Annotated in this window: 12 protein-coding genes; 5 read left to right on the forward strand and 7 right to left on the reverse strand. The window is 40.5% G+C overall.

Annotation, left to right across the window (positions count from 1 at the left end; all coding sequences use genetic code 11):
• Positions 1-105: 105 nt before the first annotated feature.
• Both EMK97_RS14525 and EMK97_RS14530 read right to left on the reverse strand, forming a co-directional pair.
• Positions 106-1,086: a glucokinase gene (locus tag EMK97_RS14525; protein WP_130603392.1), complete on the reverse strand. Its 981-nt coding sequence runs from the start codon at positions 1,084-1,086 to the stop codon at positions 106-108.
• Positions 1,087-3,603: a TIM-barrel domain-containing protein gene (locus EMK97_RS14530; protein WP_130603394.1), complete on the reverse strand. Its 2,517-nt coding sequence runs from the start codon at positions 3,601-3,603 to the stop codon at positions 1,087-1,089. It abuts the gene before it with no gap.
• A 532-nt stretch (positions 3,604-4,135) separates the two neighbouring features.
• On the opposite strand from EMK97_RS14530, the gene EMK97_RS14535 reads away from it, so the two are divergent.
• The 3 genes from EMK97_RS14535 (at position 4,136) to EMK97_RS14545 (ending at position 8,552) form a co-directional block, all read left to right on the forward strand.
• Positions 4,136-5,770, forward strand: a complete 1,635-nt coding sequence (locus EMK97_RS14535; RefSeq protein ID WP_130603396.1) for an alpha-glucosidase family protein — start codon at positions 4,136-4,138, stop codon at positions 5,768-5,770.
• Between the two features lie 14 nt (positions 5,771-5,784).
• On the forward strand, positions 5,785-7,539 hold the full coding sequence (locus EMK97_RS14540; RefSeq protein ID WP_130603398.1) for an alpha-amylase family glycosyl hydrolase: 1,755 nt from the start codon (positions 5,785-5,787) through the stop codon (positions 7,537-7,539).
• A 377-nt stretch (positions 7,540-7,916) separates the two neighbouring features.
• Positions 7,917-8,552 (forward strand): thiol:disulfide interchange protein DsbA/DsbL, encoded by a 636-nt coding sequence (locus tag EMK97_RS14545; RefSeq protein ID WP_130603400.1) that lies wholly within the window; start codon positions 7,917-7,919, stop codon positions 8,550-8,552.
• A 22-nt stretch (positions 8,553-8,574) separates the two neighbouring features.
• Here the strand turns inward: EMK97_RS14545 and EMK97_RS14550 are convergent, their stop codons facing one another.
• The 5 genes from EMK97_RS14550 to EMK97_RS14570 form a co-directional block, all read right to left on the reverse strand.
• On the reverse strand, positions 8,575-9,141 hold the full coding sequence (locus EMK97_RS14550) for a hypothetical protein (protein WP_130603402.1): 567 nt from the start codon (positions 9,139-9,141) through the stop codon (positions 8,575-8,577).
• The gene (locus EMK97_RS14555; RefSeq protein ID WP_130603404.1) at positions 9,084-11,096 is read right to left on the reverse strand and encodes a PilZ domain-containing protein; all 2,013 of its coding nucleotides are present in this window, start codon (positions 11,094-11,096) and stop codon (positions 9,084-9,086) included. Before EMK97_RS14555 ends, EMK97_RS14550 begins: the two co-directional genes overlap by 58 nt.
• A 317-nt stretch (positions 11,097-11,413) precedes the next feature.
• Positions 11,414-12,505: an MBL fold metallo-hydrolase gene (locus tag EMK97_RS14560; RefSeq protein ID WP_130603406.1), complete on the reverse strand. Its 1,092-nt coding sequence runs from the start codon at positions 12,503-12,505 to the stop codon at positions 11,414-11,416.
• 24 nt (positions 12,506-12,529) lie between these two features.
• Entirely contained in the window at positions 12,530-13,438 is a 909-nt protein-coding gene (locus EMK97_RS14565) for an aldo/keto reductase (protein WP_130603408.1), read from the reverse strand.
• Between the two features lie 192 nt (positions 13,439-13,630).
• Positions 13,631-16,606 (reverse strand): TonB-dependent receptor, encoded by a 2,976-nt coding sequence (locus EMK97_RS14570; protein ID WP_130603410.1) that lies wholly within the window; start codon positions 16,604-16,606, stop codon positions 13,631-13,633.
• A gap of 767 nt (positions 16,607-17,373) precedes the next feature.
• Here EMK97_RS14570 and EMK97_RS14575 point away from each other — a divergent pair.
• On the forward strand, positions 17,374-19,914 hold the full coding sequence (locus EMK97_RS14575; protein ID WP_130603412.1) for a hypothetical protein: 2,541 nt from the start codon (positions 17,374-17,376) through the stop codon (positions 19,912-19,914).
• A gap of 247 nt (positions 19,915-20,161) precedes the next feature.
• The gene (locus EMK97_RS14580) at positions 20,162-24,376 is read left to right on the forward strand and encodes an alpha-1,6-glucosidase domain-containing protein (RefSeq protein WP_246028801.1); all 4,215 of its coding nucleotides are present in this window, start codon (positions 20,162-20,164) and stop codon (positions 24,374-24,376) included.
• The last annotated feature ends 54 nt before the right edge of the window (positions 24,377-24,430 follow it).

Here is a 24,430-nt window from a genome sequence, read left to right on the forward strand (position 1 = left end):
ATAGTGTGTCTCAGGAGGCTAACATCGTAAACCGCCTAATCTCCTCAATATACTAATTCTGCCAATTAACAGCTATCTATTACATACGTATTCAATCGTATTCAATCACGATTGCAGAATATAAGCCGCTGCACCTAACAAACCTGGCTGTTGTTCGGTGATAACATACGTCGGTGCTTGTTTAGGAATATGAGACAAACGGCCTTTGCTTTCAAATCTGGCTCTAAACTGACTTGCTTTTAGATAATCGATAAAGCGCGGAACTATGCCACCAGCAATATATACACCGCCTTGGCTATTGAGTGTTAAAGCAAGATTACCGGCAAAACTACCGAGTACTTGGCAAAATATGGTTAAGCTTTGTTGGCAAACCGCACAATACTTATTGATGGCATTAGCACTAATTTCTTGTGCCGTTAATTTATCGCATTCCTTACCATGTTGAATAAACATCAAGGCTTGATATATCTGCTCTAAGCCATAGCCAGATAAGAGTTGCTCGTATGACACTCGGCTTTTTTTGGTTTTTAAATAAGCAAGGACTTCAATTTCTATGGCATCAACCGGGGCAAAATCGACATGACCACCTTCACCGCTAATACAGTGCCACTTGTTATCTACTGATATTAAGTTAGCCACACCTAAGCCAGTACCAGGCCCGCACACTGAAATAGGTTTGTTAGCGGTTGCTTCGCCTGAGCCAATTTGTACTTTTTGCTCTGCTTTAAGCAAGGGGATAGCCATGGCAATAGCAGTGTAATCATTAATTAGCGTCAGCTGCTTTAAGCCTAATTGCTTTTTTAACGCTTGCTGGGAAAACTGCCAAGGCAAGTTAGTCATAGAAATTAGATCATCATCTACCGGGCATGCGATAGCTAAGCAGGCGTTAATCTGGCTATCTTGTAGGTTTTTACTGGCGATATACTGGCTAATAACATCGGCTAAACTGTCATAATCTGCACAGCGAAAGGTTTGTAAGTCGGTAAACTTATCACTGTGGTTGATATCAGCCAAAGCCAAGCGGATATTCGTTCCGCCAATATCGGCAATGAGGTTAACGGGCTGTTGTGTACTAGGGGTTGTCATTTATTTTATTTTCCAAGTCATTGGTTGGTGCTGCCAAGTGAAAGTCACCGACAATGTGTTATTTTTATTATTCCAATAAGCCTTACTTACTTTATTGTCACTTACCTTCATAGTGATATGCTGACTCACTACTTTTTCGGGTTTGCTCGCTAAATGATGAATAACTAAGGTGACTTCTCGCGCATTTGGCCTGCTTGCATAGTCGCCCTGCTGAGACAGGGCAATCGAAAGCTCATCATCAATATGCTTGGCAGCAAATTGCAGTAATTCATATTGATTATTAGCAATACTGTCTCGACTCTTGCCATCATCTTCAAACATCTTGCCAGCACTTTGTTTTACCGAGCTATCGGCATAATAGTGCAGAGTCAACTTTTCACTGCTGTAATCCTTTGTAGATTGTATGCTATCAATCATGGGAACAAAAGCACCTGCACGGACTAATACAGGTAAAGTGGCAAGTGTTGGCGTTAATTGAATACTTTGCTCACCTTGGTAACGTTTACCTGTAAAGTAATCAAACCATACGCCATGTGGTAAGTTAACACTCACTGATTTTTGCTTTTCATCAACGACAGGAGTTACTAAGAAAGCATCCCCCCATAAGTAGCTGTGGCTGTTATTAATTAGGCTTAAGTTAGTTTCATCTTCAAAAAATAGTGGCCTCATTAACGGCATGCCGGTTGTTGAATTTTCATAGGCTAGCGTGTAGTTATAAGGTAATAATTGGTATCTGAGCTTAATAAATTCACGCAAAATATCTTGCGTTTTTTTGTCGTGATAAACCACTTCTGAGGCGATGTTATCTTGTGCATGTGGGCGAAATATTGGTTGAAAGACGCCGTATTGTAACCAGCGAATGTACAGGGCTTGATCAAATTCTTCCCCGCCAGCAAAGCCGCCTAAATCTGAGTGAGTGTAGCCCATACCTAATAAACTCATTTGTAAACTGAGCTCAACTTGCGGTTTTAGCCCGCCCCAAGAGCGGCTAACATCACCTGTCCATGGGATCATGCCGTATCGTTGAGAGCCGGCAAAGCCAGAGCGCATTAAGATAAAAGGTCGGCTATTGGCCTGGTGGGCTGATTGATTTTCATAAAGCATTTTAGCCCATTGATGACCATAGGCATTGTGAATTTCGTCGGCATTGACAACTGTGCCATCATCCAAGGTGTGTAAGGTATCGCTAGGGTGCACTTCAGGCTCACCTAAATCGCCCCACCAGCCTGCAACGCCTTGCTCAGCTAATGTTGTGTAGATTTTATTAAACCAGCTGGTGGCGTCACGATTAAAAATATCAATTAACCCGGTATTGCCAAAATAAAAATCAAAGCGTTTAGGCTCGCCGTTAGCTGCTTTAGCTAAAACGTTTTGCTCCACAGCTTCTTGCCAGCGTTTAGAGCTGTTTAAGATAAAAGGCTCAGTGATTAATACCGTTTTAACCCCTTGCTCATTCAGTTTTGTAATCATTTTCTCTGGCTCAGCAAAAGTGTTGTTATCCCAGGCTAAGTTGCCCATATGACCTTTGATGTCTGCGCCAAACCAGTATAAATCAAGAATAATGGCATCAAGTGGGATATCTAAATCTAAAAACTTACTTGCTGTGCTCAGCACTTCTTGCTGATTTCTATAGCCAAAGCGAGAGGCAAAGCTACCTAGTGCCCAGCGCGGTGGCATTGGCTGTTTGCCAGTTAAATTAACGTAATTATTAATCAGCTCAGGGTAATTTTCTCCAGCAAAGATGATATAAGAAGCGCGGCCGCCAACGGCTTCAAATTGTAGGATATCTTGCTCGGTTTTACCTAAATCAAGCCAGCCCTTAGCTGAGTTATCAAATAATAAAATGTACTTATTAGAAGACATAACCGCCGGAATAGAAAAGTTCATTTGGCTAGATTCGGTTGTGTAGCCATAATGTGCTTTGTTGTATAACGGCAGGCGATGTCCGCGCCTGTCCATACCTAGTACACGCTCGCCAGTACCAAGAAGCTTTTCGCTTTGCTTGAGCTTAAAGCGAAAACCGTGGCTAAGTGACGCTAATGCTTGTTTGTCTTGAGTGTGGCTAGCAAGGGCTTTTTCTGATAGAAATCCTGCTTCTTCAGCAACTAATAACTGATTATTGTGTAAATAACGTATGCTAAATGGCTGTTTTGTGACAATTGCGCTTAAGTTACCTTGTTTAAGGGTTAATGAATCTTTATCACTGCTTAAGGTAAATGCTTGGCGTTTTGCCTGTTCTTTAATGGCAAACGATGGCAGCGTGGAAGTTTTTTTATCATTATCTTGGTAATGCACCTCAATACCATGACCATAACTAGTTAGAGTAACTTGCGCCTGTTTAGTGGCAATTATAACTTGCTGATCGGTTACTTTGTGGCTGAGATAATGGTTACTTTGGCTGGTTGCCCAAGCACTAAAGGCTCCAACAAAAGCACTGATTAAAAAGATATTTTTGATTAACAAGGCGAATTTTCTTATAGCAAAATACAACAAAGCATTACCCTTATATAATGTCATTAACTGCTTGATAATAACCCCAGACCGCTTGCAGTGATATCTTGAATACGTATGCAAAGTGTTTATGTGGAATGAGTCATTAGTTGCAAGTAATACATACGTATGTAATTTGTGGGAAAAGCCATGCATACGTATGCAAAGGCTGTTACCGGTAATTTTAATTGCGTATTCTTTTTACAGCCTTGTTAGGGCGTGTTGACCTTTGTTGATATTTTCAGCAATGAGCTATTTTTATCAATAGCAAAGCAGTATGAACGCCGTTTGGTTGTTCCAAATGAGTGAATACTAATGCCGCTAGTGTTAAAAATAGCCATTGCCCTAGGGGCTGAGGCTAAAATCCATTTACTCTGCGTTAAAAGTTGCTAATTTAGCTGGCTAAACTGCGCAACGTTTGCCTTGATTAAAGGGATTTTATTTCTCAGCTGAATTATTAAACAAAGATAAATACGCCCTAGATAAGCTAACAAGGTTAAAGACAAGAATAATTGGGTACAGCTAGCTGATACCTAGCAAATAATACTGGGGTTTCTAAATGAGTGAACAAATGTGGTGGCGTGGCGCTGTTATTTACCAAATTTATCCGCGTAGCTTCAATGATGCAAATCATGACGGTATTGGTGATTTACCCGGTATCATTGCTAAATTAGACTACATTGCCAGCCTAGGTGTTGATGCAATATGGATTTCGCCATTTTTTAAATCTCCAATGAAAGATTTTGGTTACGATATTAGTGATTATCGCGATATTGACCCAATTTTTGGCACTTTAGCTGACTTTGATGAGCTGGTGGTAAAAGCGCACGCTTTAGGTATCAAGATCATGATAGATCAGGTGCTAAGTCATACCTCAGATCAGCACCAGTGGTTTTTAGAAAGTCGAGAAGACCAAGATAACGATAAATCAGATTGGTATGTGTGGGCCGATGCTAAAGCAGATGGCACAGCGCCAAATAACTGGTTATCAATTTTTGGTGGTACAGGCTGGACATGGGAACCGCGTCGTCAGCAATATTACTTACATAACTTTTTATCAAGTCAGCCAGATTTAAACTTCCATAACCCAGAAGTTCGCCAAGCAGTATTAGATAATGTTGAATTTTGGTTAAAGCGCGGTGTTGATGGTTTCCGTTTAGATGCAATTAACTTCTGTTTTCATGATGCCCAGCTACGTGATAACCCAGCAAAACCAAAAGAATTAAGACAAAGTATTGGTTTTGATGAGAAGAATCCTTATGCATACCAGTATCACTACTACAATAATACCCAAGATGAAAACCTAGGCTTTATTGAATCAATCCGTGCCTTATTAGATAAGTACCCAGGCACTGTGGCTTTAGGGGAAATTTCATCTGAAGATTCACTAAAAACTATGGCTGAATACACCCAGGGCGATCATCGCTTGCATATGGGTTATAGCTTTGATTTATTAACCGATAATTTTACTGCTGGCTATATAAAGCAAGTGGTTAGCTCACTTGAGTCGCGTGTTTCAGATGGTTGGCCTTGTTGGTCGATTTCAAATCATGATGTTCAACGTGTGGTAAGCCGTTGGGGCGGCTATCAACAAGGCGAATTTGCTAAAATGTTATTTGCTATGATTGCCTCATTGCGCGGTAGTGTGTGTAGTTACCAAGGTGAAGAGTTGGGCTTAACTGAGGCTGATATCGCCTATGAAGACATTCAAGACCCATACGGTATTACCTTTTGGCCACAGTTTAAAGGACGTGATGGTTGTCGTACGCCGCATCCTTGGCATAAAGAGCAAGTTAATGCTGGCTTTAGTCAAGCTAAGCCTTGGTTGCCTGTACCAGCAGAGCATGCTGACAAAGCCGTTGATGTGCAAGAAACACAAGTGGACTCTATTTTAAATAGTTACCGTCACTTTAATCAATGGCGTAAAAAACACCCGAGTTTATTATACGGTGATATAGAATTGCTTGATTGTCCTGAGCCTATCTTGGCATTTACGCGCAGCTATCAAGATGAAACACTTGTTGTTTGTTTTAACTTATCAGATAAAGCACAGCAGTTAACCTTATCTTCATTGCAAATGAATGAGCAGCAGATAACAGCTTTAACTGAGCATCAATTAGTGACTGCAAGTATTGAAGCAGACAAGTTATTACTGCCAGCCTTTGCCAGTTTTTATGGTAAATTGTCCAGTTAATTGAGGATGTGTTAATGACGTTTATAACTAAAAAAATAGTAACAGCATTAGCCTATTCAGCCTTGCTGCTATCAGCATCGAGCCTTGCGCATGATCACTCTGATGCGGTTAAACAAGCAAAAGCAGCGAGTTTGGCTCCGTACGCTGAGCGCTCGTTCCAAGATGAAGTCTTTTATTTTGTTTTACCTGATCGTTTTTATAATGGCGATAAATCTAATGATTTAGGCGCTAAGGCTGATGATAAAAAACGTGCCTTATCTCATGGTGGCTTAGATGTCAGCCATAAAGGTATGTATCACGGCGGTGATTTAGCCGGGTTAACTAAAAAGTTAGATTACTTAGATAATATGGGCATCACCGCCATTTGGCTTACGCCGATTCTACGTAACCAAGCGGTGCAAACCGGCAGTTCTGGTTATCATGGCTATTGGATTTTAGATTTTACCGAAATTGACCCACATTTAGGCAGTAATGCCGAGTTAAAGTACTTTATTGAACAAGCACATCAGCGCAATATGAAAGTATTTTTCGATATTATTACTAACCATACCGCAGACGTTATTAAGTATGAAGAATGTCACGGTAAAGACGGTTTAGGCTGGTTGGTAAAAGGTGATAGCTGCCCATATAAGTCACTGGCGCAACTGGCTAAAGGTGACAGTTATACCCCCTTAATTCCAGCAGGTAATGAACAGCTTAAAACACCGGCTTGGTTAAATGATATCGATTTATATCACAACCAAGGTGATTCTTTCTGGCAAGGCGAAAGTGCCCTCAATGGCGATTTTTCTGGTCTTGATGATATCAAAACCGAAGATAAGCGCGTTGTTGATGGCATGATCAAAATCTACCAAGATATTATTGATGAATTTAAGCCTGATGGTTTTCGTATTGATACCGTTAAGCACGTTAATATTGAATTTTGGCAGCAGTTTTCTCCGGCGTTAATGGCTCATGCGAAAAAGCAGGGCATAGATAACTTTTTAATGTTTGGTGAAGTATATAGCTTTGAGCCAGAAGCCTTAAGCGTCTTCACTCGTGAAGCAAAACTTCCTTCGGTACTAGATTTCGCTTTGCAAAGTACCATTGAAAAGGTGTTGGTAAAACAACAAGGCACAGATGAACTTGCTAAGCTGTTTGCTAAAGATCATCTCTATACCAGTGAAACCAATGATGCCAATCAATTAGTTAATTTCACTGGTAATCACGATATGGGGCGCTTCGCATATTCGTTACACAAGAGTGATTTTAACTACTCTGAGCAAGCACAAATACAGCGTCAGTCATTGGCTAATGCCATGATCTTTTTTACCCGTGGTGTACCGGTAATTTACTACGGCGATGAGCAAGGTTTTGTTGGTGATGGTGGCGATCAGGCTTCTCGCCAAGATATGATGCCGTCAAAAGTTGCTAGCTATAACGATGATGATTTACTCGCGACAGATAAAACCACGGCCGATGATAACTTTGATATTAACCATCCGTTTTATTTAGAAATAGCCCAGTACGCTCAGCTATATCAAGACTATCCAGCCTTACGTTTTGGTCAGCAGCAAACTTTATATGCGCAAGATAAGCCAGGTATTTTTGCTATTAGTCGCCAAGATAAAGAGCAAAATGTGTTGGTGGTATTTAATACGTCAACGCAAATGCAAAAGCTTGATTTTATTGCTGCACAAGGTGATTTTGTTTTAGTGCATCAGTCATCTGATGATTCTAGCAAAGCAGCCATTGCGCCTTTAAGTTTTTCTTTGTATCTACAACAGTAAAGTTTCACAGCTGAGCGCTACATTAGCGTGTCAGCAGCTGTTATAGACTAAACCTTAATATCCTTATATGCTCGATACTTAATTAAGTTAAGCGTTGCATATAAGGATATTTTTTATGTCATCAGGAATATTTTCTAAGCCAGTGAAAGCCATTAACTGGTAAAATGTTTGTTCAGGTTATGGTCATGTTGATGATTATATCGTTAGGCTTAACGAGTTAGCGGCACTACAGCAAAGTATCGCAGCGAGATTAAGTCGCTAATCGTTAAAGGTAACAAGTTTTTACCTTTTTGTTATCGACTAGCATTATCAGAGCAAATAATTAGTGCTACTATCCATGGCAATTTATTTTTGCACATCACAATAAAGAGTGAACTATGAAGAAAATTTTAATAACCCTGTTAACTATTATTGCTTTACCTTTTGCGGCAAATGCTGCTGATTATGTTGAAGGTAAGCACTATAAAGTAATACCAGGTGAGTTAACGAAAAAGCCAGAGTTACGTGAATACTTTTCGTATTATTGTCCTGCTTGTCGTCAATTTGAGTCTATTTTACCTGACTTTGAGAAAGTTCTTCCACCGAGCGCTAAACTAACTAAAACCCATGTTGATTTTATGCGCGGTGCTTCACCTGAGATTCAGTTTCTGTTAAGTAAAGCGGCCATTATCGCAGAGAAATTTAACCTAGATAAAAAATTCAATGCAGAAGTATTTAACTATATTCAAACACTAAGAAAGCCTATTACCGGTGAAGCTGATGTGCGTAAGATATTTATTGCCGCAGGTGGTGATGGCGCTAAATTTGATAAAGGCATGAAGAGTTTTTCTATTGTTAGCCAAGCCAAGCGTAACAAGAAAATTCAAGATAAGTTAAGCCAAGGCCGTTTCCTTGGTGGCGTACCTACCTTTGTTGTTAATGGCAAGTATGCAATTAACGCTAAATCATTAAACCAAGATAACTTTATTGAAGATTATAAGAACCTTATTACTTACCTGTTTACCTTAAAGTAAAATCTTACCCTGCTTTGCCTTGCTAACCCGCTTTAGCAAGGTTTTGCTGTGATTTTTTGGCGAAGTAGCTATTGTATAGCGCTAACACTTGTTCGGTATGATCAGTTACCTCGCCAATACCTGACACCTGTTCTATGGTTTGAATCAACTCATTGGCATTATTTGGCGATATTTTGCGTAAGTAGTGCAATTCATCAATAAAGCCTTTGGCAAAAATTCCCTGTGGTTTAGAAATCTGCACACGCAATACTGTTGGCCTGCCTAATGAGTATATCTTTTTCATAATATCGTTAAGCTTGCCTGATTGCTGTAGCTGCTCTAAATCCCCTAGCCAGAATAATGTATCGTTATCTTGGCTATTATCATGGGGCACAGTGACCATGTAAAAAACATTAAAATCTTCTTTTTTAGCAATTTTGTTGAGTTTTAATAAACAATAATCGCGAAACTTTTCTTGGTTAATCAGCTTAATAAGCATTTCTTGTGCGCAGGCATCACCATTACCTAGTGATGGGAACTGTGAATTATCACTTAAGGCAAATGAGTTGATATACCATTGGCGTTTGTCTTGGTGAATAAAAAACGGCACAGACAATAGATATTACGCAGTGCTTTTGACATGCCGTAAATTTCATTAGCCTTAGCGCCAGAGAGTTTTAAATCATCAAGATGATGAAAGATCAACTTGCGCAAATACTGGCAAGCTTGGTGTTTTCGTTCAAGGCCATTAATGACTAACCTTAAGTGAGTGTCGCTGCCACCAAGTAATTGATAGGCTTGATTATCAAGCGATATCAGTTTTTCAGGTTGGCATATGTTATCAGGAACACGTAAGGTAAGGGCGATATTTTCACCTGCTTTGTACTTCAGTGGCTTGGTTAAGTTAATCGATAGGCCGCGCGAAGAAATATTGTTGGTTTTACCTTTTATCCTACAAGGCTGGCTACCATATCGGGTCACGACCACATCTAAGGCTAAATCAAAGCGCTCTTCTCGGCGGGCATCGTTTAAATCAAGCCTGATCTTTTTCATTTGTGATTTACGCTGCAAGCGTGGCATAACAAATTCTTTAGAACATTTGATTGCCGCCACTTCATGTAATGGTTGCTCTTTTACTTTTAATTGCTCGGCAATGGAAAGGGTATTGTTAAGCTCGGTAATATCCGCTATCACAGCTAAGTGGTTGTATGCTTTTAAAGACTTAGCTGTTGCTTTACACAAGGGTCTATTCATAAAGGCCATGGCTGAGCTCATTGAGCTTGCTACTGCGCTAGGTAAATAGGCATCTTCTAAGGCATTTATGGCATTGATTGTTAGTCTGATATAGCGATAGTTGCCATTTAAAAAGTGCTTTTGTAGTAATTTTCTGGCTTTATTATCTTGTTCTAACTGTTGTTGCCAAATAATTAAATATTGCGTTTTGTCTGCATATTGATGTTTTAAAATATAAGCGTAATCGTCAAAGCTTTGATTATTATCGAGTGCTTGCTGAAGTTTTTCATAGCCAAATAAGCGTGAAAATGGCGCAAGATCATCCTCTTGGCTGAAAAACTGCCACAGCTGCTTATTAGCTTGGGTATATAAGCCACTGTCAGGTCGCCAGCCAGAGGTAAATTTAGCGCACATTAATGGGATGTCGTTGATTCTTGAGGTGAGAAATTGCTCATGGCTTTTTGCCATAACAGAGTCAATTAACGGCTCTACTTGTTTTTGTCGATACGGCTCATTAGCAATATGCTTTTGTTGCTGTAAACGTGATAGCAAGCTCAACATATCCTTAGTATTTTGATTGGCTAAACTAAGCTGGTAAATATAATGGCCGTGCTCTTGTTCTTGCTTTATCACTTTGTAGGCTAAAGTGATCTCGGGTTCGAACTCTAATCTTTCGTCGTGCTGGTAGAACCAAAGAAATAGCTCATCATTAACAATATCTGGAATGTTAATAGCAGACTTGAGTACACATTGATTTAAGCTTAGTTCGGTTAGCGTTACGGTAATGCCTAAGCTGCGCTTGCCATTGTCAGACATACCTAAAGGATCATAGGTAAATACCTTGTATTGAGAATGAAAGCTCTCAGGCTCTTCATGAAAATAGTTTTGGTTACTTAAATTAATTGCATTGGCAACCGCGATATTGAGGGAGCTTTTTATGCTTTGAGCTTCGTCACCTTGCTTAGCTTGTTTAGTTAAATAGCGATGCTTAGCCTTCTCCGTAAGCTCGTTGTACATGTAAACGCAAAAGTTGTCTTGGTTTTGTTTAACGCTTTGCAAAAAGGCCTTTTTAGAGGTTTTATCTAGATAATGACATTGCTCATTGTGCTGCACTGGCTCGCAGTGAGAAAACATGGAACGAAAGTCCATAACTAAGGTGCAGGGCTTAGCAATGCGCTTAATTTCCATTTTTATCAAAAAGCGGACAGCATGTTTGACATTGGGGGTCAACTTTTCAATTAAGGTATCTAGCTTATGATGGTTAGCATAGGATACTAAGCTTAATATTATGCCTTTAAACGGGGCAAGATCAGCAGATAATTCATTGTGCATAGTTATTATAGTTATATTACAGCGTGGCTTTTACTATGCCTTCCTGGACAGTTTTTAAGCGTTATTATTAAATGATCCTTGAATTTGCGTTAACTGTTTGTAACATGAAATTTTGCTAGGATCTAGCTAATTGTGCATTTTGTATACTATTTTGCTATGCCTGAGGCGTGAATATAGCTGCGATTATTAAGCTAAAACTATTCGCTTAGCCAGTATAAATTATTGATAATTAGTTTTTATTTACTCGTTATAAGTTTGAGGTATATCAGGCAGAGAACCTGATATAACAAAATGTAATATAACTGTCATATTTGGATCTATAAATGGATCTCGTCACCTTCGTTAAGAATATATAAAGGTAGGTCTGGATTTACCGTTTTATGCATGTGTAATAAGCGTAGCAAGGCAGAGTGAGAGCTATGATCGCCCATTTTCCAGCTTGCATTGCCATAGCCCCAAGGGATCATCACTTTACAGTTAAGATCTTTTGCCGCAACTAATGCATCTTCTGGGGTAGTGTGTACATAGCGATACCATTTGCCATGCTCGTTATGGTGATATGATGCAATAGGTAATAAACACACGTCCATTTCGCCATAAGTTTTGGCGATATCCGTAAAGTGTTTTGAATAGCCAGTATCGCCGGCAAAAAATAATCGCTTACCTTGATGTTCAATAACCCAACCACCCCACAGTGATTTATTATTATCTTCATAGAGATAAGGCAGCCAAATACGGCTACTAAAGTGATGGGCTGGTACAAAGTGAACTGTGGTTTCACCAATAGTTTTTGCAGCGTACCAAGTCATTTCATTGACTTTATAGCCATCTTGCTGAAAGTGTTCGGCAAAACCAAGCGGTACGAGATATTCAGGCTTATTACCAATTAAGGCAATGTCATCTTTATTAAAATGATCATAGTGAATATGTGAATACATCACTGCATCAACATTTTCAACTTGTTGCTGTGTCGGCCATGCGCCAGGTTGGCGATTAAAGCCGGCGCTTAATCTAAAGGCCCAATTCACCGGCCAATCAAATTGCTCGCTGACAGGGTCAAATAAGAAGCTGCTGCCATCGTTGCTCTCAATGTAAAAGCTCGCATGACCTAGCCAGCGCACCTTAAAGTCTGTGGCAAGTTTAGGTCTAAATTGCTTGCCAGTATAGCTGCAGTTCTCAGCTGGGCTTTTACAAACAACAAGTGGCGATTCAGGGTAGCAATCCTTTTCACAGGTTATTGGGTAACTTTTTTCACCTGGGTATAGATTGCTAAAGCGAGGATCGTTATTTTCTAAGCTTTGCTTTTGATACTTAACGACTGACTGCTCAGGTTGAATGGTTTCAACCTGATTGTTAACACTGCATCCTGCCAGCGTAATTAGCAAAGTTGTTAAGTAAATCAGTTTCATTGGTTGCTTATCCTTGTTGGGGAGTTATGGTTGTGGGTAACCATTTCTTGCTTCAAGTAAATGATACCAATCTTGATGACTGTACTCTATGGTTAGTGACTCTGTGGCTGCTTGGATTCGTTCAGGCGTGGTTGAGCCAATAATAGGGCTGATATTTGCTGGATGTTTTAATAACCAAGCTAAGATAACTTGCCAAGCTTGGCATTGGTACTTTTCAGCTTGTCTATTGATTTCGACACTTATTCTCTTCTCATCTGCTGCGGTAAAGGTATTTCCCCAGGCAGGGTAGGCAACTCCGCCTAACGGGCACCAAGCTATCGGGGTGATCCCTAACTGTTGACATTGATCTAAAGTACCATCTAACAGACTGGAAATATTGTGAATATTGATTTCAATTTGATTCACCAACAATGGCTCATCCATCGCCGATTGCAATAAGGTAACTTGTGACGGCTTAAAATTACTGACACCAAAGTGTTTTACTTTACCGCTGGCTTTTAGCTGTTTGAAGGTATCAGCGACTTGCTCGGCATTAAACAGATAATCTGGTCTGTGTAATAAGAATAAATCTAAATAGTCAGTATTTAACCGAGTTAACGAGTTATCAACGCTTTGAGTTAAGTAGTCATGAGAAAAATCATAATGCTGAGGATTGCGTCTAATACCTGCTTTTGAGGTAATGATGATGTTATCTCGCAAACTTGGTGTTTGTTTTAGTAACTCGCCAAATAAGCTTTCACACTGGCCGCCGCCATAAATATCAGCATGATCAAAGTGGTTGTAACCAGCGGCTAGCGCTGCCTCAATCGCTTGTTTCCCTTTCACTTTATCGGCTTGAGTATTATCACCCGAGATACGCATACAGCCGTATATTAGGCGGCTAGAATCTATCAGTGTTTGAGAGTCTGTTTTATGTAAGGCAATTTTTTTCATTTTGATATCTTTTAGTTTTAGCAGGGTTTGATTTTTAGCTAATGAAAAGCATTATCTTAATGACTCATTTGATAAGGTGCTACAATTTTACGACAAAATTTGTAAGCATTTATAAAGTTTTTCAATGTATTAAAATAAAAAAAGTGCCTTAGTTTCCCAAGACACTTTGTTATTTTTCTTTACTTTAGCGTATTACATTGAGTAGTTAACACCGAAGTAAATAGTGCGACCAAAATACTGAATGGTACCGGTACGCGAGGTATCACCGAAGTAAGAGATATTTGGTTCGTCAGTTAAGTTATCAACAGAAACTACAGCTTGGAAGTTCTCTGTGAAGTTGTAAGACATTTGCGCTGAAATAATGGTTTCTTCTTCAAAGTAAGCAGACTGCGCACTACCAATAGCAATTTGCTCACTTAAGTAAGCACTACGGTAACGACCGCTAATGCGTGCGCTAAACTTCTCTTCCCAATCGTAGAATAAGGTTGCACTGATAACACGTGGCGATAAACCTTCAATTGGGGCTGGCGCGCCATCTTCACCTGGTACTTTTGATTCCACTTCAATTTCACTGTCTGTGTAAGAGAAGTTCACGTTAGCACCTAAACCAGATAAATAACCTGGTAAGAAGTTAAAGGTTTGCGTATAGCCAATTTCAACACCGCGCATATAACCGGCATCAGCATTATTATCTGCAAACGTGTAGGTACCGTTAGCATAATCAATTAACTCACCTGTCGCTGGGTCGTATAGCTTGTCTTCAGGTGTTGGTGGTACTTCAATACCAGCAGCGGCGTAGTCGAAGTCATCTTCAAATCCATCACCTACCATGTTTTCAATATCTTTGTACCAAATAGCGAAAACAAAGGCACCGTCAGTTTCAGTAAAGTAGTGCTCAAATGATAAGTCGAACTGATGCGCATAAAACGGACGTAAGAACGGGCTAGTTGAGCTGTCTAGGTTAATTTGATAACGACCTACATCTTTGTCTTCAACCCAGTCAAAGTTACCGCTGTTAGCCATTTTAGGCATATCAGGACGAGACATTACTTTGGCATAAGCAAAGCGTAGTTGATCGTTATCCGTTAAGCCGAAGTTCAAGTTAAGTGATGGCAATACATCGCTATAACTGCCGCCAACTTTCTTACGCTGCCAGTTACTGTTAATCACCCCTAAGTCATCAGCAATTGGGTCACCATTGTCAGTGCCAACGCTGACTAAACCTGTGCTGTACTGCTCTGAATGTACGTAACGAACACCAATATTACCCGTTAACGGTAAACCGAAAACTTCGGTATCTAGGTTTACTTGTAAGTAGGCTGCCAGTACATCTTCTTCAACCAAATTACCTTGGGTCATGGTCCAGTCGTGTTCCCATGTTCTCACTGGCGTGCGATCTACATTTGGGATCCATGCATCTAAAATGGCATTGTTATCTACCGTTAAGAAACTTGGCATACCCGATAAATCACCACCGATAGTGGTAACAGAAGAGTTACTGTCATTTAATGGGAACGGATTAAAGCTATCAACAATAATGGTATTACCATCGGCATCTGTACCAAAAGTAATGTATTGACCATTACGCATCTTAAAGTCAGTTGTACCATATAAGAAGCGACCACGGCTTAGTTCATAATCACGCTGTGAGGCACGTGCGCCAAACTCTAATGATGAGAAAATATCGCTTTCAAGTTGGTAAGCAAAATCAACACGAATAGCATCAGATGAATTTGATTCAATGTGCGGGTATGATTCAGCACTGGTTACCATCATGTGGGCAGTGTCGGTAAAATCTTGATTAAACTCTATATAAGGGTTATTCAGGCCATTAAGTTGGTAACTAAGAATAATGTTATCATCAATAACTGGGTATTCTACGCTTGAGTCGTCAAAGTAGGCCATACGCATAACCTGATCTTTGTAGGTCTCGTTGCCTTCAGAGTGAGAAATATCAACAGACATCAGTAAATCATCACTAATATCCCATTCGGCGTTAAAGCCAAACGCTTTCATTTCACTTTCTGTGGTGTTGTCATCCGCTTGGGTTTGAACATTAAGATCTTTCGATGCGCCAGGGAATGGAGGAGCAACAGCTGAGCCATCTGGATCGCGGTAAATTGTACCACCCACTATGGCGTCACCCACCATCAGCGGGTTATCAATTAATAAGGTTGACCCAGGCTCTGCAATATTATTAATGCCTGAAACACGTAAACCGCGATCCCATTTTTCAGAATCAAACTTAGAATAGAAACCATCTACTTGGAATCTTAGATCATCACGTGGTTCGTAGTTTAATGCTAAAACAAAAGCATCACGCTTATCTTCACCGCCACGTTCGTTAATTTCAAAACCTGAAGACAGGTATATTTCCTCTGGAGCCCCATTGTAGGCCTGAGAAAAATTCTCTTTTTTATCAAATTGGTAGTTTACAAAACGGCTTGATACCGTTGGTTGGAACATATTTGCCCAGCCTACCGCTACACCTAAGGTATCTTCTAAGTATTTACCTTGATAAGACAAGGTTAAACGACGACCAAAGGTATCTGAGTCATTATTATCAGCCGCGGCTTCATTATAGTTGCCGTGCAGTGATGCGCGGAATGAGTGATCTTCTTCATTATCAAGGGCATTGGCTGTTTCTAGGTTAATGGTTGCAGCAATACCACCTTCGATTAATGACGCTTTTTGCGATTTATATACTTGTGCCTGTGAGACCAGCTCAGATGGGAAAATATCAAATTGTACGGCACGACCGCCACTGGTAGATACCATTTCTCGACCATTTAGGGTTGAGAAAACAAAACCGCCTGAAAGACCACGAACGTTTAATTCACTTGATTGACCGTCAATACGTACTGAGGTAACACCAGGTAAGCGCGTTAGTGAGTCAGCAATTGATACGTCGGGTAGGCCGCCGATATCATCAGCTGATATGGCATCAACAACGGTATCTGAGAAACGCTTGGTATTGAGGGATTTGATTACACTGCCTTTAAAGCCGGTAACTTCGATGACTTCGATGTTAGCTTCTTCTTTATCTTTTTTGGCTTGTTCTGCGGCGGCATCTGCTTCAGCAGCATAAGCATAGTTTGGTACTGCAGCAAGCTGAATCCCACCTATCATAAGCGCAATGGATAGTGCACTGAGATTAAAGTTTTTCATGTGTATTCCTTAATAAATACAAGTTTGTATTTATGCTAAATGTTTCTGCATTGTCGCAATTAATATTGCTGTTTTTTATTATCGGAATTTAATTATTATATACACTATCGTATTGTTTTAATTGGTATTTATTTTTATTTTTCTAGGCAAGCAAATTAAGTGTAAAAACTTGTTACTCAAAAAACAAGCAATAGTTAAATGCATACGTATTCATAACCCTGCATAGGTTTGCATACGTATTCATGGCTATTCAGACGTTTTGCTATATATACATAGTAGACTTCTTTGTGTAGCTTTATTGATGTTACTAAAAGTTAGGGGCTATTGTTCTTTATAGGTTTAGTTTTTGTTCAAGATAAAATTCATTTGTTTAAGGCGCTTGCTATGTAGCATGGTAATCCATGCAAATAGCGAGCAACGAAAAAGAAATGATTTTTAATTGAACCCGAAGGGCAACGCCTACTTGTTATTATTTCAGCGTTATTGCTCGTTGATGTGGAAAACCACATTACACTTGCAATGCCTTGAAATAACAGCAAGTAGACTGTTGCAAAAGCAAACCTCTAAAGGCCAACAGCCCCTGCGATCGGAATACTAGGTAACAAAATGTAGCACCCTACTTAGGCAGCGAAGTAATTTTGGTTATATAAAATCAACCAAAACAATGGGTAAGCACAAAACTTATATACACATAAACTAAAAACAACTAGTTATGGAGTTATAAACTCATGAAATATAATTTAACGACCCTCATGCTTGGGTCTGTTATGGCCGTAAGTACAGTGCTTACTGGCTGTGGCAGTGATGCAGAGCAGCCTGAAATTACTGACGTATTTGAAGAAGTAGGTTTATGGTGTAAAAGTCCTGATATAGTGCAAATTGCCAGTCCTGATTCATACCCTCTTACCGATAAAGAAAATGCTGATTTAGCTACAGCTAAAGCAGAGGCAAAAGCAGCCGCTGAAGCAGAGCAAGGGGATGATTGGGATGAAGCTGCTTGGGAAGCAGAATTTAAATATCAAAGCTTAGATTTATACGCCATTTTAGGCTTAACGCTAGAAGAGCAAGAGCGCCAAGCGATAGCTAAAGAAGAAGCGCGCGCATTTAAAATTGAACAAGGCCAAGACGTTATTTACGGTGAAGGCTTTGATGAGTGGTTTGAAGCTTGGTTCGCCGCTATTCCTCCAGCAAACTATTTAGGCCCGTCTCAGCGTATTGAACGTTCTGCAAACGCAACAACGCCAGAAATGGATGGTGAAGAAATTTGCTACACGCCACCATTATCGTGTCCAAATTATAAAGTGATTGATGAAACGGGCACTTATGAATGTATCGTACCTGAATTAAATCCTATCTTAGGTGTACCAGATCCAATTGTGACTGCAGGTCCTGATGAAGCAATCGCTTTTTATCGTCATAAAAATCATGTCACTGGTGCAGATAACTCTGCGTTATATGAAAATATGGTAGTACACACGTGGAATAATGATGATTGTACTGCCTATCAAAAGGATACCTTATCAAACTGGGGATCGAATTCGGATTATGCCAATAAAAACAAAGGTATTGATGATAACTATGGTCATTACTGGAAATTACACTTAGTTGAAGGTCATTCAAATTGCGGTAATATCATTTTTAATGATACCGCCGAAGGTAAAAAAATCTCTGATAATGACTTAGTTATGCCAATTGGCCCATCAGGTAATGTGGTTTTTCATAACTTAGATAAGAATGCTTTCGCTCATGATGACTTCCCTGCGAACGCATTAGATGGCTTATTACTGATTAACCAACACCCTTATTTAGGCGCAGAAGCGTCTTCTGGTTTTAAAGCCTGTGGTTGGGGTATGGCAGCTGACGAGTCAGGTGAGCAATGTTTAGGTGAAGCCTTGGTTTGTCCAGATGACACGGTAGCAGTAGGTGTAGGTCAAATTGATATTGCCTCTAAATGTGTTGTCGTGTTTAACCCAGAAGAAACTGACCTTTACATTAAAGGTGGTTTTAATGATTGGAAAGCGCCAGAAGATGCCAAGTTTGAATACACTGGTAATGGTCAATACCGCTTAAACTACTTGTACGATACTGATTGTGAAGGTGATGATTGTACTGTTATCCATCAATTTAAAGTAGCTGATGAATCTTGGTCTGAGCCAGCAAGCTTCGGTAGCATTAAAGGTGGCGAGCAATCAGGTGTTGGCAAAACAATTACCATGACTGTTGGCTCTGGCGTTGGTCAAAATATGTCGGTGGAAATGGCAGAAGAAGAGATTTATCAATTCTTAGTTAATGCTGCTGATCCAACTGCTGTTGAATTAACTATTAATCAAGTGCCAGTAGCGGCATTCCCTGCAATTACTATGGCGGGTGAAACCACTGAGCTTACATATAGCGGTGAAGGTTTATACGTAATCAGAAAAGCCCTAATGGCCGAAGAGTACAGCTTCACCATTGCTGATGAAGCAGCAGGTTTTGCAGTAGGCGCCATTGGCAACGATAATGTCATCACGCAAAGTGTACCATTAGCCTTAGTTGCTGACGGTGGTGCCTTGTCATTTACACCAGCAAGTGCTGCTGAATATGATTTTGTATTAGACTTATCTAATCCAGAAATGCCGACCATAGAAGTTAAACCAGCATTACCATTTGGCACAACGCCTGTGTATGTTCGTGGCTCACTTAACGGTTGGTCGTCTCCTGCGACAGATGAAATCAAGTGGAATGCTGATGAGCGTAGCTACAGCGTATTATACGGCTTAGAAGCGGGTGGTAATCACGCCTTTAAATTTGCTGATGAAACTTGGGGCACTGTTAATCTAGGTTTTAATGAGGTAACTATTGCCGATGACTCAATTGCGGTCACTGATGATGGCGGCAACATGCGTGTGACTGTTGCTAAGTCAACGTCTTATAAATTTGAAGTAATTTTTGATGGCGCAGACCCTGTTGTCAAAGTATCTGAAGCACCACTGTATTTGCTTGGTGATATTACTAATTGGAGTGCATCTGATGCCAACCAGTTAATGTTTGTTGCCTCTAATGACGCCAACACAGCAGAAGCATCACGTACTTACTCTATTGAAGTAACATTCTCTGGTGTTGGTCAATTTAAAGTAGCTGACGAAGGTTGGGGCGGATCTTTAGGCTATAATTACGGTGTTGAAGTAGCAGGAACTAAAGTTGAGCTTGGTGTGCCGTTAGAGTTAGCTATATCTAACAATAACATTGGCATTGATTTACCAGCAGGTACTTACATCTTTGCTTTTGAAGATGGTTTAACAAAAACCATGACAGTGACAGCTAAGTAGTTTCAAGTTTTGATAGAAAATCACTAGAAAGTACTAGCGTATACCAAGTGAAAAGCTCTACCTAAAGGTAGGGCTTTTTTTATGCCTGAAAATCATTAAGAAAATACTGTATTGAATACGTATGTAATCACTGTTCAGCAATTAAACAAAGCGCTAGCATGATTGAATAATATATTTACAGTTACTGTAAGTAAGTGATTACTTTTTGTTGCTGTAAAACAACGATAATAACAATTAGGATAAAGTTGTGAAGATAACGACAAGTGTTACTAAGGTATTCATTTCAAGCGCGCTTACACTCACTTTAGCAGCGTGTGGCGGGGGCGGCTCAGGCGATGGTGGTACAGACCCAGTTACACCGCCAGCACCGAGTAATAATGCGCCAACCATAGCTAGTTTTTCTGCTACGGCAGATGATAATTCAGCCTTAACGGTTAACTTTACTTGGCAAGTTAGTGATAGTGATAATGATGCCTTGTCATGCGTATTATCTTCTGGAGATGGCCAAGCGGATATTGAAATTGCTGATTGCAGTGCGACAACTTCTAGCTCAATAACTTATCCTGCCTACGGTGAATATACCGCTAGCTTAACGGTTTCTGACCCTAGTAATGCCAATGCTAAGGCAAGCACTAACTTTGAACTAATTGATGATACCGCTCTACCTGAGCCATCCGTGGTTGCCGGCGATAAGCAATTAGTGATCTTTTATAATCGACCTGATGCTAATTATGATGGTTGGATTCTACACTTATGGAATAACAACGAGTGTGATAGCTATGCTGATTTTGCCAGTGATGGCGGCACAGACTGGGCAACAGGTCAGGCGCAATCGGGCATTGATACTAACTACGGTGCTTACTGGTTGATTGACTTAAAAGCAGATTATAGTGATTGCGCGAACTTTATTGTGCATAAAGGTGATGAAAAAGACTTAGGTGGTATTGATCACAAGGCGGATCTCAGTGGCGATCGTATGATCTGGACATTATCAGGTATTGATGAGCTCTACAGCCAAGCGACCTTATACCCTAGTGGCGTTTTAATTGCCGATACTGCTGCACATTGGGCAAGATTAGAGACAGTGTTTTGGCAAGTTAATAGCTCAGATGCCGTCAGTAAAGTACGTGTTTATAGCGCGCCAACAGATGAGCTAGGTTTTGACGGTGAAACTGGCATTGCCGGTGATAATTTTATTGAATTTTTACCACAAACTAATAACAGCGCCACTGCCTTAGGCATGCCGCGATATAGCGATTTATCTACCTTTACTGCAACAAGCGCGCAAGCTGACAAAGCAAAGCAAATGCTAACCGGCAAATTATTGGCAATCGCTTATGATGCGAGTGATAAAGTGCTCGCTGCTACTTATGTACAAACTCCGCGTGTTATCGATGATTTATATACGTCAGGCAGCAATGACGCCGATGAAGCGACCCTAGGCCTTGTTTACACTGATACCAGCATCACCACCAATGTTTGGGCGCCAACCGCTCAGCAAGTTTCATTAAAGGTGTATAACTCGGATAAAACGCTACAAACAACACATGCCATGAGCCTAGATAGCGACACGGGCATCTGGTCTGTTAGCCTGCCAAAGAGCAATGATAGATTGTTTTATCGTTACGAGTTGCTAGCGTATCACCCACAAAATCAAGCATTTGAAACCATTCAAACAACCGATCCTTATTCGCTATCTTTATCAACCAATGGTAGCTATTCGCAGTTTGTTAACTTAAATGATGCCGATTTAAAGCCACAAAATTGGGATAACCATCAAATACCTAGTATTGCTAATCCCGAAGATGCGGTCATTTATGAAGGGCATATTCGCGATTTTAGTATTTTAGATGACAGTACCAGCGCGGCCAATCGCGGTAAGTATATGGCGTTTACTGAAGCGGACTCTGCACCTGTGCAGCACCTTAAATCTCTGGTGGCAGCTGGGCTAACGCATTTTCAAATGTTACCAGCAAATGATATTGCCAGCATTAATGAAGATGACAGCGAAGTAGTTAATTTAACCGATACAGTGGCTGATTTATGCGCATTAAATAGTAGCGCTGGTGTTTGTACTAGCGAAAGCCATAGCGCCATTTTGCATGATGTCTTAAAAGGTTACGATGCTAGCTCAAGTGAGGCACAAGCCTTAGTTCAAGACATGCGCGGCCTAGATAGCTTTAACTGGGGTTATGATCCTAAGCATTTCTCTGCCCCTGATGGTAGCTATGCATCGAACCCTGATGGTGTTGCTCGAATTAAAGAGATGCGTGCCATGAACCAAGCGCTACATGAAATGGGTTTACGCGTAGTGCTTGATGTGGTTTACAACCATACTAACTCATCAGGTTTATGGGATAACTCGGTACTTGATAAAGTGGTGCCCGGTTATTATCACCGTCGCGATTTAACTACAGGGCAAGTATTTAATGAGACTTGCTGTCAGGATACTGAGCCAGAGCATCGCATGATGGATAAGCTGATGGCTGACTCACTGGTGCTGTGGACTCAGCACTATAAGTTCGACGGCTTCCGCTTCGATATCATGAGTAACAACTCTGTTGAATCAATCTTGTCAGCACGTGATGCAGTACAAGCAATTGATGCTGATAACTACTTTTATGGCGAAGGTTGGCAACGTAGTGAGCAAGGTTATCAGCAAGCGCATCAACTGAATATGGCAGGCTCACAAGTGGGTACTTTTAATGATAGACCGCGTGATGTAATTCGCAGTGCGTCACTTTTTGCCTCATCTGCTAATTTAAATAATCAAGACACCATACGTTTAGGCTTAGCAGGCACGCTTGCTGATTACTTGCTACAAGATAGAAGCGATACTCTCAAGAAAGGTGGTGATTTTGCTAACCATGCTTCCTATGGCAAAGATCCTGCTGACATTATTAATTACGTATCAAAACATGATAATGAAACCTTATGGGATCAGCTACAGTACGGCATTGAAAGCGGTACATCTCGAGAGCAGCGAGTAAGAATACAGAATATTACGGGAACCATACCGCTAATCAGCCAAGGTATTCCATTTTTGCAAATGGGCGGTGATTTAATTCGCTCAAAGTCGATGGATAGAAACAGCTATGATGCTGGCGACTGGTTTAACAAAGTCGACTTTACTAAGCAAAGAAATAACTGGCATGTTGGCTTGCCGCTTGCCCAAGATAACGAAGGCAAGTGGTCAACTATCGGTAGTTTAATTGCCGATAACCAAACGACAGTATTCGCTAATGATATTGACTTCTCATCGGCAATATTTAGCGAGTTTTTAGCCATTCGTGCTGATAGCAAACTGTTTAGATTAACCACAGCACAAGATGTAATCGATAGACTTGGCTTTCACAATACGGGTAGTAAGCAAACGCCAGGTTTAATTGTTATGAGCTTAGATGATGGTATTGGTTTAACTGATTTAGATAACAAATACGATGCTATTGTGGTGGTAATTAACGGCACAGATAGCGAACAAACTCACAGTATCTTAACCGCCGCTGATTTTGAGCTACATAGCATTCAACAAAACTCTGCTGATGCTAATGTGCAAATGGCGAGTTTCACTCAAGGTTTAAATGATGGCGCTTTCACTGTGCCAGCGTTAACAACCGCGGTATTTGTTAAAAAACAAGGTGCTAGTCAAGGGGCGGGATTAGCAGCAAATGTAACCCGAGATGCACCAGATGTTGCTCCTTATGGTGATACTAGCTTGTACTTACGTGGCAGTATGTCGAGCTGGTTAGACAATGAGTTATTGCCAGAGCATAGTTTTACTTATCAAGGTAATGGCGTTTATGACTTAGCGATTGATTTAACTGCAGGTAGCCAAAGCTTTAGAATCACCTCACAAGATGCCATAGCACTTGATTTAGGTTTTGATGATATTAGCTTAGCCTCTGGCAGCATTAGCATCACTAATGATAACGGTAATTTAACCTTTGTTGCAGCAAGTGATGCTAGTTATCAGTTTAGCTTAGATGCATCACAAGATAAGCCTGTGCTATCACTAACCAGTGTTGCGCTAACAGTAGATTGTGCTGCACTCACTGATTCAAATGATGATATTCCATTTGCTATTGCTGGCGGTGGTCAACTGTATGTGCGGGGCGATCATTCTGGCTGGGGCGCTGATGAAGCCTATCGACTTCACTACAAGGGGAATAATACCTATCAGGCTGTGGCTAATTTTGACGGCGATATGCAGTTTAAACTTGCCTCAGATGATGGTAGTTGGACAACGCAATTATGGGCACAAGCACAAGGGGGCAGTGACATTAATACTGAAAACCTTGAACTTGGCGTTAATTATCAAGTGGCCTATAACGACGCAGGTACCACCAATAATCAAACTAGTTTAGCAGCAGGTAGTTACAGTTTCTTACTGACACTTAATGAGGCTAACCCAGCGCGTGGTGCTAATGTTGGCAGTTTGATTATTCAGCAATGTCAGCCCTAATCATTTGGTGAATTTATAACAAGCTTGTTGAGGTTACACTTCAACAAGCTTTTT

The organism is Litorilituus sediminis (genome assembly GCF_004295665.1).
In the GTDB taxonomy this organism is placed as follows: domain Bacteria; phylum Pseudomonadota; class Gammaproteobacteria; order Enterobacterales; family Alteromonadaceae; genus Colwellia; species Colwellia sediminis.

Bases quoted from the DNA above. Each gene is read 5' to 3' on its own strand.
- EMK97_RS14525 (WP_130603392.1), bottom strand. From the start codon at position 1,086: ATGACAACCCCTAGTACACAACAGCCCGTTAACCTCATTGCCGATATT.
- EMK97_RS14530 (WP_130603394.1), bottom strand. From the start codon at position 3,603: ATGACATTATATAAGGGTAATGCTTTGTTGTATTTTGCTATAAGAAAA.
- EMK97_RS14535 (WP_130603396.1), top strand. From the start codon at position 4,136: ATGAGTGAACAAATGTGGTGGCGTGGCGCTGTTATTTACCAAATTTAT.
- EMK97_RS14540 (WP_130603398.1), top strand. From the start codon at position 5,785: ATGACGTTTATAACTAAAAAAATAGTAACAGCATTAGCCTATTCAGCC.
- EMK97_RS14545 (WP_130603400.1), top strand. From the start codon at position 7,917: ATGAAGAAAATTTTAATAACCCTGTTAACTATTATTGCTTTACCTTTT.
- EMK97_RS14555 (WP_130603404.1), bottom strand. From the start codon at position 11,096: ATGCACAATGAATTATCTGCTGATCTTGCCCCGTTTAAAGGCATAATA.
- EMK97_RS14560 (WP_130603406.1), bottom strand. From the start codon at position 12,505: ATGAAACTGATTTACTTAACAACTTTGCTAATTACGCTGGCAGGATGC.
- EMK97_RS14565 (WP_130603408.1), bottom strand. From the start codon at position 13,438: ATGAAAAAAATTGCCTTACATAAAACAGACTCTCAAACACTGATAGAT.
- EMK97_RS14570 (WP_130603410.1), bottom strand. From the start codon at position 16,606: ATGAAAAACTTTAATCTCAGTGCACTATCCATTGCGCTTATGATAGGT.
- EMK97_RS14575 (WP_130603412.1), top strand. From the start codon at position 17,374: ATGGCCGTAAGTACAGTGCTTACTGGCTGTGGCAGTGATGCAGAGCAG.